A 13779-nucleotide genomic window follows, 5' to 3' on the forward strand; every position below is an offset into this window, starting at 1 on the left:
CGACAGCGGTGTGTGGGCGTGTGAGCTGTCGGGGGCTGAGCAGAATTCCCCTTTCAATTCGATAGCGATCAATGCCTTGATCCATTCGCTGCGGCGCGGCGAGACGCACCCACACACCCACACACCCACACACCCACACACTCCCCCCCCCCGTGGCCAACCGATTGCATTATCCATTGCCGAACCGTGGCGAGTTGGCCTATAGTATCGCCTCTATGTCACACCCCGCACGTTACTGGCGCGCGCTCTTTTCCGACCGATCCAACCTGTTGCGGTTGGCGGGGGCGGTGTTGACCGGGGTGTGCCACACCGCGGCGCTGCCGCCCTTCGACCAGGAGGAGTGCGCCTGGATTGCGCTGGTTCCGGTGATTCTGATCGCGCGTCACAGCACGCCGCGCGCCGCCGCCGCATGGAGCGGTCTGGCCGGCCTCTGCTTCTGGGTTCCGGGGTTATCCTGGCTCTGGCAGCTTGTGGGCAACGGCGGGCCGCTGGCGCTCGTCCTGCTGGGTCAGAGCCTCCTGGCGGCCTGGTGCGCCGGATTCTTCGCCCTCTTTGGATGGGCCTCCGCCCGGCTCTGGCAGGGGGGGCGCGCGCCGGGCGGGGCGGGGCGTCTCGCGCGGGTCTGGCTTGGCGAACCGCTGCTGTGGGTGGCGGCTGAATTCCTCCGCGGCATCCTGCTCGGCGGCTTCCCGTGGAACGGGATCGGCGTGGCGCTGGCCCGGAACCCCACGCTGATCCAGATCGCCGCCCTGGGCGGCGTCCTCGGGGTTTCGGCGCTCGTCGTTCTGGCCAACGCCGCGATCGCCAGCATGATCGAACGCACCGTCGCGCCGGTCGCGCGCGCCTGGACCGGCCAGCCGTCCGAGGCGCGGCCGCGGCGGTCGCTCACGCCATCGCTCGAGACGCTCGTCCCGATGGTGCTCATCCTCGCGGTCTGGGTCTGGGGTGTGCGGCGCCTGCAGCACAATCCGACGCGTCCCGCGGCGGACGACTGGCGCGTCGTCCTCGTGCAGCCCAATACCCCCTCGATCTTCTCCATCACCGAGGCGATCGTCGACGCGCAGCGGGAGGTGCTCGCCGACCTCACCCGCCTGGCCTCGGGGGTCCGGCCCGACCTCGTGGTCTGGCCGGAAACCGCCGTCAACGGCGCCGTTCCGATTGAGGCGGCGGTGATGAAGCTGGCGGCGGACGCCGCCGCCGAAGCTGGCGCGCCCCTCCTGACCGGCGCCGTGGAGGTCGAGGCGCTCGACCGCCCCGGCGGCCCCCGGCAGATCCGGTATTACAACGCCGCGTGGCTCTTTGCCACCAACGGCCTTCCGATCGGCCGTTACCGCAAGCAGCACCTCGTGCCCTTTGGCGAATTCATTCCCGGCGATGCGTGGATTCCGCTGCTCGCGCGCCTCGCGCCCACCGGATTTAGCTGCACCCCCGGCCGCGAGAGCAGCGTGCTGCGGATTGGCCGTCGTGACGGCCAGCCCGGCGAGCTCGCCTTTAGCGTGCTGATCTGCTTCGAGGATCTGTTCAGCCGCCTCAGCCGCCGCGCGGTTCGCCGCGGGGCGCGGGCGCTGATCAACATCAGCAACGACGCCTGGTTTGACGGATCGATCGAGCCCGAGCACCACATGCGCCAGGCGGTCTTCCGCGCCGTCGAGAACGGCGTTCCCCTGCTCCGCTGCGGCAACACCGGCGTCACCTGCGCGGTGGATCCCTTCGGCCGCGTCACCCGCTTCGACTCGATGTTTGCCCTGTCCGACGAACGCGTCCCCTTTTTCTGGCCCGCCTCCATCGCTAGCGCCGAACGCCCCCGCACCCCCTATACCCGGTTCGGCGACCTCCCGCTCGCCACGGCCGCAATGCTCGCCCTCCTGCTGGCGGTGCTCGCGAGACCCTCCCGGGCAGCGTGTTCTCATATTCTGACTTCTGACTCCTGACTCCTGACTCCTGACTTCTGACTTCTCTCTTGCAAAACCGACGAAGGAGGTTTTGCAAGCGCTTCCTATTGACATCCCCGATCCGTTGGGGCATCCTTGCCGGCATGGACGCGCATCTTCAGGGCAGAATCCATGGACACACCCCCGCATCGGCCGCACGCGACGGCGTGACCTGCGTCAGCGGGACGGTTGTGGATGTGGCGGGACGGCGGCTGTTCGGCGCCCGGATCGTGGTCGGGGCCGGGGGCCGCATCGCAGCGGTGGCGCCCGAGGCGTCGCCCGGGCCGGGGTTCATCCTGCCGGGCTTTGTTGACGCGCACATCCACATCGAAAGCGCGCTGATCACCCCCGCCGCATTCGCGCGGGCGGCGGTGCGGCACGGGACGGTTGCGGCTGTGACCGATCCGCACGAGATCGCCAATGTGCTCGGCGCGGACGGGGTGGACTTCATGCTGGCCGAGGCGGCCCGCACCCCGTTCGTGGTCGCGACGGGCGTGCCCTCCTGCGTCCCGGCCACGCCGTTCGAGACGGCGGGGGCGACGCTGGACGCCGCCGCCGTCGCCGCGCTGCTTGACCGTCCCGGCGTGACCCACCTCGCCGAGGTGATGAACGTGCCGGGCGTGCTCGGGGGCGATCCGGACCTGATCGCGAAGCTCGCGGCGGCGCGGGCGCGCGGCAAGCCGATCGACGGGCATGCGCCGGGCTTGCGCGGCGCGGCGCTGCGGGCGTACATCGCGGCGGGGATCACCACCGACCACGAATGCCTGACTCTGGAGGAGGCGGAGGAGAAGGCGGCCGCAGGGATGACCCTCATCCTGCGGCGCGGGTCGGCGGCGCGGACGTTCGAGGCGCTGCTGCCGGTGCTCGCCCGGCATCCCGGCGCGTGCATGCTCTGCTCCGACGACAAGCACCCGGACGATCTGCTGGAGGGGCACATCAACGATCTGGTCCGGATTGCGGTCGGCGCGGGTCTGGATGTGTTCGATGTGCTGCGGGCGGCCTGCGTCAACCCGGTGCGCCATTACGGGCTCGCGGTCGGGCAGCTCCGCGTCGGCGACCGGGCCGACTGGATCGAGGTTGAGGATCTGCGCGATTTCCGCGTCCGGCGGACGGTGATCGGCGGACATGTGCTGGCGGCAGACGGCCGCTCGGAGATCCCCGAGCTGGCGCCGCTGCGCCAGCCCAACCAGTTTGCCCTGCGGCCCGTGTCGGCGGAGGCCTTCCGCATACCGGCGCGCGCGGGCGCGTGCCGCGTGATCGGCGTGCGCGAGGGCGAGCTGGCGACCGACGCCATCGTGTGCATCCCGACCGTCCGCGGCGGCGGCGTGGTCGCCGACCCCGCGCGCGGCCTGGCGAAGCTCGCCGTCTTCAACCGCTATGCCGCCGGCGCGCCGCCCGCGCTGGCGCTGGTTGCGGGGCTGGGTCTCGGCCGCGGCGCCCTGGCGGCCAGCGTGGCCCACGACTCGCACCCGGTGATCGCCGCGGGGGCCGACGACGACGCGCTGGCCGCAGCGGTCAACGCCGTGGTGGCGCACGGCGGCGGACTGGCCGTGGCCGACGGCACGGGCGTGCGGGTGATGCCCCTGCCGGTCGCCGGGCTGATGAGCGCGGGATCCTGCGAAGAGGCTGCGGCGGCCACTGCGCGCCTCGACGCCGCAGTCCGCGCCTGCGGCTGCACGCTGAGGGCCCCCTTCATGACGCTCTCGTTCCTGGCCCTGCCGGTGATCCCGGCGCTCAAGCTCACCGATCAAGGGCTGTTCGACGCGGTTCACTTCAAGCCCGTTGATTTCTGGCAATCCCTCGGCGAAACAGCGGACGAGGCGCCAGCTCTTTGTCCCCCTGAGCGGCGCAAGTCAAATTTCGCTATCGACGTTGACGTTGACCGATAAGGTATCGCGGCCCTCGTCCCCGATCCTGCTATGGACGGAAAGGCGACTCCACGATCTGGATTTTTTACTTTCATTTCACGCCGTGAAATATTATATTTCACGACATGAACAAACCTAAACCGAGATGGTTTCAGCGAAACCTGGAAGCGGCGCTTCGCGTGCTGCCCGTGAGTGTGGTCGTCGGCGCGCGCCAGACGGGAAAGTCGACGCTTACGCAACTGGTCGATCCAACGAGGATGTGTTTCACTCTGGATGACGTCGGCGTGCTGGACCAGGCCAGACGCGATCCCGACGCCTTGCTGGCCACACGTCCCGTCACGCTGGATGAAGTTCAACGCGCGCCCGACTTCCTGCTGGCCGTCAAGCGGGCGGTCGACGCGCATCGCCACGCGGGTGATTTCATCCTGACCGGATCCGCAAACCTGCTCCTGATGCACCAGGTCGCGGACTCCCTGGGTGGACGGGCTGTCTATCTGGAACTTCCGCCGTTCTGCCCCGCAGAGTGGCAGGAACGTCCGGATGCGCTGGCGCCGCTGGATCGTCTGTTCGCCGACGACTTCGATTGGCGCACATGGCCTGATGAACCGGGGGATTGGCCGTCGTGGCTGCTGCGCGGAGGGTTTGCGCCGGCGCTGCGGCTCGACGCCGACGCCGACCGCAGTCTGTGGTTTGCCGCGTATACGCAGACATACCTGGAACGCGATTTGCGTCAGTTGAGCGCGGTTTCCAATCTGCCGGATTTTCAGCGCCTCATGGTTCTCGCGGCGCAGCGGACGGGGAAACTGCTGAACCAGGCCGATCTTGCCCGCGATGCCGCCATCAGTCATCCGACCGCCCACCGCTACCTGAATCTTCTCGAAACCGGCTGCATCCTCACACGCATCCGCCCGCTGGGGACCAATTTATCCGGCGCGCTCGTGAAGGCGCCGAGACTGTTTTGGTCCGATTGCGGACTTGCCGCCGCCCTTGCCGGGATCAGGTCTGCAACCGACCTCGCGGGGCGCATGGACGTCGGGTTCTGGCTGGAACAAACCCTGTTTCAGACCCTGCAGTCGTGGCGCGCCCTGGAACCGCATCGGCGCCGACTGCACTTCTGGCGTGACCGGCAAAACAACGAAGTCGACTTCATCCTCGAACAGGACGGCAGCCTCGTCGCGCTCGAAATCAAGGCGGGCCGCCAGGTGACCCCGGATGACGCGACCGGAATCCGCGCATTCCGAAATTCCCTGAAGAACACACGCGCGGTGATTCGAGGCGTGGTGTTGCATGCCGGAAAAGCCCGTCCGCTGGATCATGACACCATCGCGCTACCGTGGGGATGGATGGTTCCCAAGCGGCGTCCCGCTGAAGAGAAAAGCTGAAAGCTGAAAGCTGAAAGGCGGATCAGGAAACGCGCGAAGCGAGGTAGGGCAGCGGCGTCTCGCTGAAGAGAAAAGCTGAAAGCTGAAAACTGAAAGCTGAAAGGCGGATCAGAAAATGCGCGAAGCGAGGTAGGGCAGCGGCGTCCCGCCGCGCCGCGGATCATGACGAATGCCACAGGGAATGCGCAGAAGCAGTGTGTGGGTGTTGTGGGTGTGTGTGGTCGAATGTCCCATCGATAGCGATTTCGATAGCGATTCCGATGTTGGAACCAGAGAAGAAGAAGAAAGAGCGTTGACTCCCGCTGAGGCGCGGAGGCGCAGAGGATGACAGAGAACGAGATCGGGACATGTGTGATCGAAGCAGCGATTGCGGTGCATCGCGAGCTTGGGCCGAGGCTGCTTGAGGAAGAACAGCCTCTGCGCCCCTGCGCCTCTGCGGGAGAAAAACAAGTTCCAACAACAGGCTGCTACGTCGCCGGGCGCATGGCAGTTCTGATGAGGTCGTTAATTCCTAATCCTAATCGTAATCGTAATCGTAATCCCCCACCCTTTGCCGATCCGGCTCGTAGACGGCTCCCGGCTCATGCACACGATCAGGGGATGTGCTACGGATCAATCCGACCAGCATGGAGACAATTCGAACAAGGAATGGACGTCGAAGCCCTGTCCAACTGGCCATGGACTGCCAGTCCCTTGGGCAGGGTCTCCAAGATCTCGTCTGCCCAAGCGACAAATCTGACCGACTTCTGATAAACAGTCAGCTTCTCATGATCAAAAACCGTTTTCATGGGTGACTTTTTATGATCACATGCAGGAGCAAAGCAAGATTACGATTACGATTACGATTATGATTACGATTAAGTAACCCTCATCAGAACGGCCATGCGCCCTACGTCGCCGGGATACCGTCGCCGTAGAGCCTTGACGATGGCCATACTCCCGTGGCCTCCCTTTTCAGCATTTCAGCTTTTCTCTGAGGTTATGCAAGAGCCTCACGTAGTTTATAGTGGACACTATCACACATTTTGTGCATGATACACGACATTATGAAACAAACGCCCAGATTGCCGAGTTCGGCGAACAAGATCCTGCCCGTGTTGGGTGAGCGCATCAAGCTGGCCCGACTGCGCCGCCGTTTGCGGGCAGAGTCGGTGGCAGAACGGGCAGGAATCAGTCGGTCGACGCTCTGGCAGATTGAAAGGGGAAATCCCCGCGTGGCGCTGGGCGCTTATTTTCTTGTCCTGTTTGTGCTGAATCTGGAGGGGGATCTGTCGCGCGTGGCCACGGATGATGTCTTGGGCCGCAAATTGCAGGATGCCGGACTTCCCGCGCGCAGCCGGTCGCCGCGTTTGAAAAAAGGGGTTTTGCCGTGAGCGCAACCACGAGGCAGGTTCGCGTCTATGCCGATTGGACGCAGTTGGGCGGTCCCCGTCGCATGGGACTTCTTTCCGCAGACCGGAACCGCGGCAAGGAGGTCTTTTCGTTTGCGTACGACGATGCCTGGCTGTCCGGTGGCGTCGCACAACAACTGGACCCTGACCTTGCGCTCTTTGAAGGGCGGCACTACCTGCGCGAGGGAAGGCCGAATTTCGGACTATTCCTCGATTCCTCGCCGGATCGGTGGGGGCGGCTGCTGATGCGGCGTCGGGAAGCGTGCTATGCCCGCCGCGAAGGACGTCTCGAAAGGCCGCTTTCCGAACTCGACTATCTGCTGGGGGTCTACGACGGCCAACGCATGGGGGCCCTCCGTTTTCAGGAGGACGGTCGTTCCGGCTTCTTGAACAGCGATGAGCATCTGGCGACCCCGCCGCTGACTTCGCTGCGCGAGTTGGAGCATGCCAGCCTCATGTTCGAAGCGGACGAGACGGGGCGTGACGACGACGCCTTGAAATGGATCAACCAACTTCTGGCACCGGGCTCCTCGCTGGGCGGCGCCAGGCCCAAAGCAGGTGTCGTGGACGATCAGGGCAGCCTCTGGATTGCGAAATTTCCGAGCCGGCGGGACGGGGTGGATGTCGGCGCATGGGAGGCCGTTGTCAATGAACTGGCCCGTTTGTCCGGACTGCGGGTCCCTGAGGGGAAGTTACAGCGGCTTACACAGCGCAGGCACACCTATTTGTCGCGGCGGTTCGACCGACTTCCGACAGGCGGGCGGATTCACTTTGCCTCGGCCATGACCCTTTTGGGATATGCGGATGGAACTGACGCGGCCTCAGGGGTCAGCTATCTGGAACTGGCCGAGTTCATCATGCGAAATGGCGTGGCGGTGGCCGAAGATCTCGCTGAGCTATGGCGAAGAATCGTCTTCAACATCTGTGTGAGCAACACCGACGACCATTTGCGGAATCATGGTTTCCTGTTGGCGCCCAACGAGGGGTGGACGCTGGCGCCTGCTTACGACATGAATCCGAACCCTCAGGGCTCAGGCTTGACGTTGAATATTGCCGGAAACGACAATCGTCTCGACCTGGCTTTGGCCATGGAGGTGACGGACTCATTCCGCCTGCCCCTCTCGGATGCCCAGGCACAGATGGCGGCGATCCGCGTCGCCGTTGGGCGATGGCGACAGGTAGCCGCACACAAGCGGATCTCAAAGGCCGAGCAGGATGAGATGGCGCCGGCGTTTCAAAGAGCATGAAAACGGAAAGCTGAAAGGCGGATCAGAAAAAGCGCGAAGCGAGGTAGGGCAGCGGCGTCTCGCCGCGCCGCGGATCATGACGAATGCCACAGGGAATGCGCGTGTGTGGGTCTGTGGGTGTGTGGGTGTGTGTGGGTGAGTGGGTGAGTGGGTGGGGTGTGAATCGGGGTCGGTATCGGTATCGGTATCGGGGTCGAAATTCCAGGTTTTCCGTCGATAGCGATAGCGATTTCGATCCCGATTTCGATGATTGCCATGATCCAGTGGACTGCCCTTTCAGCTTTTCAGCTTTTCAGCATTTCAGCTTGTGGGTTTACCGGCAAACTCGTCGTGGAACTGAAGACCGTAGATGCACTTGCCCCCATCCCCACTGCGCAGGTGATGTCCTATCTGGCGTGGGGGCGTCAGTTCCCTTCCGGCCTGACGCGCAGGCCGGCCTTCTTCGCAAGCTTGCGTTGCCGCTCGTCCAGCGAGATGAAGGCGCTGATTCTCAGGACGCGCGCCACGGCGACGTGCAGGCTGTCCAGCGTGCGGCAGAGGGTCTCGTGGGCGTATCGCTGGGAGAGTTGCTCCGCCGTCTGCCAGGCGCTCACCCAGTCGAGGGAGGGCCGGTTCAAGGTTCCCTGCTCGACATCGGCCGTGATGCTGGCCAGCGCCGCCCGAAGCTGGGCGTCGGTGATCTCCTTGCGGGCGGACTTCAGCCGGATCGCGTTGCGAACTTCATTCTCTTGAAGTTGCGTGAAAACGATGGGGCCGTCGTACTGCCGCACCCAAGCCGCCGCGTCGGAAGAGTTTGACTCAGGCACGTAGAGTTTGATGAGCACGCCTGAATCGAAATAGGCGCTCACCGCTCTCCTCGCATTTCATCGAACAGCGCGGAGGAATCGGGCGTGACCTTGGTTCCGAACTGCTTCCGGAGACGCGCCATGAAGTCGGGCAGAACGCGCTCGGTCTGGCTCGGAGGCGGCAGGATGCGGGCCACCACGCTTCGCCGTCGTTGCACGAGAACTTCCTCCCCGCTCTTCACCCATTCCAGGACCTGGCCGAACTCGTTATGGATCTGTCGAACCGTTGCTGTTTTCATGTGTCCCATTATCGGGGAACATGGAGGCGAAGTCAAACATCAAATAACTTAGCGCCATTCAAGTCTGTCCCTTATGGATCCGTCCGCTGGATCACGACACAATCGCGCTACCGTGGGGATGGATGGTTCCCAAGCGGCGTCTCGCTGAAGAGAAAAGCCCGCCGCGCGGCTTCGCCGCGAAGAAACGATGGGGTAACTGGAAATGAAAATCCGGGTTGTCTTTCGTCCTCGTCCTCGTCCTCGTCCTCGGAAATCGAGGACGACGACGACGACGACGAGGACGATCCCTCGCGGCAGCTTGAAGTTATGGACGAGATCGCATGGAAGAATCAAGCTGGCTCTCTGTGTTCTTTGCGCCGTGTCAGGGTCTTGTCAGGCTTCAGCTTTGGCTTGACGTAAAAGCAGCAATATGCTTTTATGTGTCCATGAAAACAACGGTTGTGCTTCCAGACGGGATCTTTCGTCGAGCCAAGGCTGAAACGGCCATGCGTGGCCGCACATTGCGGGCGTTCATTCTCGACGCCGTTGTGCATGAACTCGATGGCGCTTCACGCGACGCCTCCGTGCGACGCCGGGTGAAACTCCCGCTGGTTCGGTCGAGCCGTCCCGGATCTCTGAAAATCACGGCGGACACCATCGCGGAGGCCATGCTGACGGAGGACGTCCATGCACATACCTGACGTCAATGTGTGGCTGGCGCTTGTGTTCGAGGCGCATATGCACCATCGGTCGGCGGTCACGTGGTTCGACACGCTGGGTCCCAAGGACTGCGCGTTCTGCCGGTTTACGCAGCAGGGGTTCCTGCGGTTGTCCACAAACCAATCCGTAATGCGGGATGATGTCGTAACCCTGACCGAGGCATGGAAGAACTACGATGCTCTTTTGCGCGATGGGCGTGTCTTCTTTGCGGAGGAACCGGCCGACTTGGAGCGGCATTGGCGCCAACGCACACGCGGATGCGCTTATTCGCACCGAGTTTGGGGCGATGCCTATCTTGTGGCGTTCGCCGAGGCCGGCGGCTTCGTGAACGTGTCGTTCGACCAGGGATTCCTCGCCTATGGCGGCATCAAGGCTCTGGTCCTCCGCTGATACACAGGCTGGCGATCACGCGCACGGAGGGTGCTGGCAAAAGGCTGTTAGCAATTCCAATCCGCTCATGATGATTGGCAACTCGAGGATCGAGCACCAGAGGCTTTTGCCGAAGCGCCGCGGCCGTAGCATCACCGGAACCTTGTAGTGAGTGAGTGGGTGGGTTGTCGGGGTCGGGGTCGGGGTCGATTTTCCGTCGGTTTTATCGATACCGATACCGATACCGACCCCGACGCCGATGGCCCCATCTCCAGAAATAGAATGGTGATCGAGGGAATGCCCGTCCCTTTTCGCCATAACCCGAGTTGATACGGGTTCTTGCGGGGTTTCGGACCCATTACGACACGTGCTTCTGCGCGTAGCGCAGGATATTTTCCCTGCTTGCCAGGTATACCGGGATATTGAGCACGCAGCACCCTTCGCCGCAGGAGATGACCTCGAGGGGGGCGGCGGTCACCAGCACACCGATCGGTTGGCGCGTCGTCCGGAGGTAATCCGCCACGCCATCCGCGTGCCTTCGTTTGACGGCCAGGGTTGCTTTGCATTCGATCGGTATTTTCAGCCCCATTTCAACGGCGTCCATGACGAAGTCCACCTCCACGGCGCTCCCGGCGCTCTTTCGCCATGTGCCGATCTTTTTCTTGGCCGATCCCCCCTCCAGAAGATTCAGAAGAACCGCGTTTTCGAACAACCCTCCGAGCGGCGTCCGTAACGGCGGATCGAGCGTTCGCAACAGGGAGATTGCGGGAACGGCCAGACTGCGGTGGCGATTGACGACCCCCAAATCATGCAGATACCGCTTGGGAAGAAAGTCCGAGTGCTGCGGATCGATCGCCTGGGGCTGGACCTCGATGAGCAGGTGCCAGACGCTCAGGGCGGCAAACACCTGTTTCGCGGCGTACTTGGTCGTGTCCAGATGCGTGTATTTTGACGGACTGCCCACGTGATTGGCGATAGCCCGGATCGCCGACTCGAAAAGGGCAGGCTCATAATCCTCCTTGCGGGCAAAGTCGTCTTGCAGTGTCCCGACGATCTCGTCGATCACAGGCTCCGCCGCTTCGCCGGCCGCCAGCGCTTTTACGGCTTCCGGGTATCCTCCGGCATGTAGGTAGCGGTCGTAGAACTGCAGCACGTGTTCATGCCGGGAGGGCGGGATCGACTCGGGCGTCGTGGCCACAAAGTCGGCCAGCTCGGTTTCGCTCAGGCACCGCAGGAACTCCGGAAAACTGAACGGAAGCACGCACAGGCTTTTCGTTCGGCCAACCGGAATCCGAACATCCTTCCCGAAAAGACGATGCATGGAGGAACCGGTCAGCACGACACGGACCCCGCGCCAGTCCTCCTTGAACGACTTCACGTACCGGGCAAGCACCGGGCACTCCTGGGCTTCATCAATGAAGAGAATGCTGCCGTTCTCCTTGAGCCCGCACTGATCCCGCAGCAGCAACCTGAAATCTTCGAAATCCGCCGTCTTGTCGATCAAGCGGGCAATCTTCCGGTCTTTTTCCAGATCGATGGCGACCTTCGGACACTCCATTTCCGCCAACACCTGTTTGACCAGGGTGGATTTGCCTACCTGCCGCGCACCTTCCACCAGGACTACATCGCGATGCCGGGGGGCGGACAGCAGGCCTGCAAGAACCGGATGGATGTCTCGTTTCATTAAGAGAGTTTCCCAAAAATGACTGGTTTTGTCAAATAGATTTCCGCAACCGGGCGCATGGCAGTTCTGATGAGGGTTACTTAATCGTAATCGTAATCGTAATCTACTGGTGGAGAACGGATTACGATTAGGATTAGGATTATGATCAGAAGCAGCGCTTAACTTAGCGCCATTCAGGCCTGTCCCTTATGGATTGTTTCGCCATGCGGGCCAAGCCCGGATTGTCCCAACCCCCACGGTTCGACGAAGCCGTTCGACGAAGCGTATCCGACGATGAGTGCGACAAAGCCGGGCGACGAAGTGTCTGTCCGGTCCGCAGGCTACACGTTGTCGCTCCACTTCGTCCCCACACTTCGTCGTTTACGCTTCGTCCCCACACTTCGTCGAATCAGTCTTCCCGTGCGAACGTCCGGCTGAAGTCGGTACTCCGACGAATCGCGCCGGAGAACCCTTCGCCAAGAAAAGGGCGGGCCAGGCTCTCGCCCGACCCGCCCCTCACCGTGTCGTCAGTCTCTCGTCCATAACTTCAATCTTGAAGTTGCTTTGAAAATCGTCACAACATTCTGATTCAGTTACCCTTACGTATGTTCCCGCTCTGCGGGCGGCTGGCTTTTCTCTTCAGCTTTTCTCCTCCGGCCTGTCCCTTGTCAGGCCTTTGCCTTTATGGGCCCACGCGATCTATTTGCGTTCGTTCTGGAACTGTTTTCGAAGCAATCGGTCTGTCTGGCCGGCCAGGTAGAGCGGCAGGGATAGGAGCGTGAAGGCGATCTCGTTTACGCCGGTCTTGTCGCCGATATCCATCGAAAACGAACCCAACGAGGGGCGGTCCATGTTGAAACGCAGGGCAAACGTCCGCTTCTTCTCGGACAAGAACCGCTGAATGGATTTGAGGCTTCCGGAGGTGCCTGCCTTGACCTCCACGGGAATGACATGGCTTTCGTGCGCATACAGATAGTCCACCTCCGCATTGGCATTCTTTGACTCGCGGTGCCAATAGAATAAGGGTCTCTCCTGAAAGGTGGGCGCCAAGGCGTGAAGCTCCTGCCCGATGAACTGTTCGGCGAGTCTGCCCTCGTGCGCGCCAAGCAGGTCCGTCGCATCCGGCAGATGCAGGCCGCACATGTTGTTGCAGAGGCCAATGTCCAGCAGCAGCGGCTTAAAGTGGCGCTCAGACGCTTCTGCGTCGAGCGGAACTCCATTCGCCGAACTGTGTCGCACGAGTGTCAGGATCCGGCTGAGTTCGAGCAGTTCCAGCGCCGTGCGCAAGGCGTCCGCGCGCGCTTCGCGGCTGATGTTCACGTAGCGCACCTTCTGGCCGATGCTCCGCGAAGCGTGGCGCACGACCTGGCGCATCTGTCGCTGTTGCGCACGCGTGCCATACTTGGCGAAATCGTCCTGCAACGTCGTGACGATGGATGCCAGTGTGCGTTGGGCTTCGAGCATGTCACGGCGTTCCGCATACGCCGCGACCACGGCCGGCATGCCGCCGACGAAGAAATAGACCCGGAGAAGCTCGCGTAAACGGGCATGCGCGGCTTCCCCGAATTCAGCGCCAACCTCGTACTGTTCCAGATGATCGACCAGCGCGTTTTCGCCTAGGGCAGATAAGAACTCCTGGAATGTAAGGGGATTCAGATGCACGTATTCGATGCGCCCCACCGGCATGGAATGCTTGAACTCCCGAAGGGCAAAATCCAGAAGGGAACCCGCCGCGATGACATGCAAACCAGGTAGTTCTTCATGGAAATACCGAAGCGCGCTGATCGCCTGGGGACATGCTTGGATCTCATCCAGGAATAAGAGCGTCTTGTCCGGCACAATGGGCTGATTGAAATACAGGCTCAATTCCTGAACAATCCGTTTGGCATCCATGCGGTTAAATAGCGCGTGCAGATCATCTTTCTGTTCCAGATTCACCGTCAGAACAGAGTCAAAACAGCTCCTGCCAACTGTTTCCACGAGGTAGGTTTTACCAACCTGCCGGGCCCCGCGCACAATCAGAGGCTTTCTGCCGATCCTGGTTTTCCACAAGACTAATTCATTTTCAGCCGTTCTTTTCATAGCGTCTCCATTGGAATAAATCACGCTAGTTGATCAAACATGATTGGATAATATCATATATTA

Annotated in this window: 11 protein-coding genes and 2 pseudogenes; 8 read left to right on the forward strand and 5 right to left on the reverse strand. The window is 62.1% G+C overall.

Annotated elements, in window-relative coordinates:
- Positions 1-215: 215 nt before the first annotated feature.
- From lnt to FJ222_04810, 4 genes and pseudogenes are all read left to right on the forward strand, one after another.
- Positions 216-1931: an apolipoprotein N-acyltransferase gene (gene lnt / locus FJ222_04795; protein MBM4163741.1), complete on the forward strand. Its 1716-nt coding sequence runs from the start codon at positions 216-218 to the stop codon at positions 1929-1931.
- Between the two features lie 104 nt (positions 1932-2035).
- Positions 2036-3820 (forward strand): adenine deaminase, encoded by a 1785-nt coding sequence (gene ade, locus FJ222_04800; protein ID MBM4163742.1) that lies wholly within the window; start codon positions 2036-2038, stop codon positions 3818-3820.
- 104 nt (positions 3821-3924) lie between these two features.
- The gene (locus FJ222_04805) at positions 3925-5181 is read left to right on the forward strand and encodes an ATP-binding protein (protein ID MBM4163743.1); all 1257 of its coding nucleotides are present in this window, start codon (positions 3925-3927) and stop codon (positions 5179-5181) included.
- A gap of 324 nt (positions 5182-5505) precedes the next feature.
- Positions 5506-5586, forward strand: a pseudogene (locus FJ222_04810) (GxxExxY protein).
- A gap of 178 nt (positions 5587-5764) precedes the next feature.
- Here the strand turns inward: FJ222_04810 and FJ222_04815 are convergent.
- A pseudogene (locus tag FJ222_04815) lies at positions 5765-5969 on the reverse strand (four helix bundle protein).
- Positions 5970-6227: 258 nt separating this feature from the next.
- On the opposite strand from FJ222_04815, the gene FJ222_04820 reads away from it, so the two are divergent.
- Together FJ222_04820 and FJ222_04825 are read left to right on the forward strand one after the other, a co-directional pair.
- Positions 6228-6554 carry a helix-turn-helix transcriptional regulator gene (locus FJ222_04820; GenBank protein ID MBM4163744.1) on the forward strand — a complete coding sequence of 109 codons (327 nt, stop codon included), beginning with the start codon at positions 6228-6230 and terminating at the stop codon, positions 6552-6554.
- 62 nt (positions 6555-6616) lie between these two features.
- Positions 6617-7819 carry a type II toxin-antitoxin system HipA family toxin gene (locus FJ222_04825; protein ID MBM4163745.1) on the forward strand — a complete coding sequence of 401 codons (1203 nt, stop codon included), beginning with the start codon at positions 6617-6619 and terminating at the stop codon, positions 7817-7819.
- A gap of 404 nt (positions 7820-8223) precedes the next feature.
- Here FJ222_04825 and FJ222_04830 read toward each other — a convergent pair whose 3' ends face one another.
- Together FJ222_04830 and FJ222_04835 are read right to left on the reverse strand one after the other, a co-directional pair.
- On the reverse strand, positions 8224-8667 hold the full coding sequence (locus FJ222_04830) for a type II toxin-antitoxin system VapC family toxin (GenBank protein ID MBM4163746.1): 444 nt from the start codon (positions 8665-8667) through the stop codon (positions 8224-8226).
- A complete protein-coding gene (locus tag FJ222_04835; protein ID MBM4163747.1) occupies positions 8664-8903 on the reverse strand; it encodes a hypothetical protein in 240 nt (79 codons plus the stop codon). Before FJ222_04835 ends, FJ222_04830 begins: the two co-directional genes overlap by 4 nt.
- Before the next feature lie 485 nt (positions 8904-9388).
- Here FJ222_04835 and FJ222_04840 point away from each other — a divergent pair, with 485 nt between their 5' ends.
- On the forward strand, positions 9389-9583 hold the full coding sequence (locus FJ222_04840; GenBank protein MBM4163748.1) for a hypothetical protein: 195 nt from the start codon (positions 9389-9391) through the stop codon (positions 9581-9583).
- Positions 9570-9992 (forward strand): type II toxin-antitoxin system VapC family toxin, encoded by a 423-nt coding sequence (locus FJ222_04845; protein ID MBM4163749.1) that lies wholly within the window; start codon positions 9570-9572, stop codon positions 9990-9992. The genes FJ222_04840 and FJ222_04845 overlap by 14 nt, the downstream gene beginning before the upstream one ends.
- Positions 9993-10329: 337 nt before the next feature.
- On the opposite strand, the gene FJ222_04850 is transcribed toward FJ222_04845, so the two are convergent.
- Together FJ222_04850 and FJ222_04855 are read right to left on the reverse strand one after the other, a co-directional pair.
- Positions 10330-11655, reverse strand: coding sequence for a DUF4143 domain-containing protein (locus FJ222_04850; protein MBM4163750.1), 1326 nt, complete (start codon positions 11653-11655; stop codon positions 10330-10332).
- A 678-nt stretch (positions 11656-12333) separates the two neighbouring features.
- The gene (locus FJ222_04855) at positions 12334-13716 is read right to left on the reverse strand and encodes an ATP-binding protein (GenBank protein MBM4163751.1); all 1383 of its coding nucleotides are present in this window, start codon (positions 13714-13716) and stop codon (positions 12334-12336) included.
- Between the last annotated feature and the right edge of the window lie 63 nt (positions 13717-13779).

Source organism: Lentisphaerota bacterium (genome assembly GCA_016873675.1).
In the GTDB taxonomy this organism is placed as follows: domain Bacteria; phylum Verrucomicrobiota; class Kiritimatiellia; order RFP12; family JAAYNR01; genus VGWG01.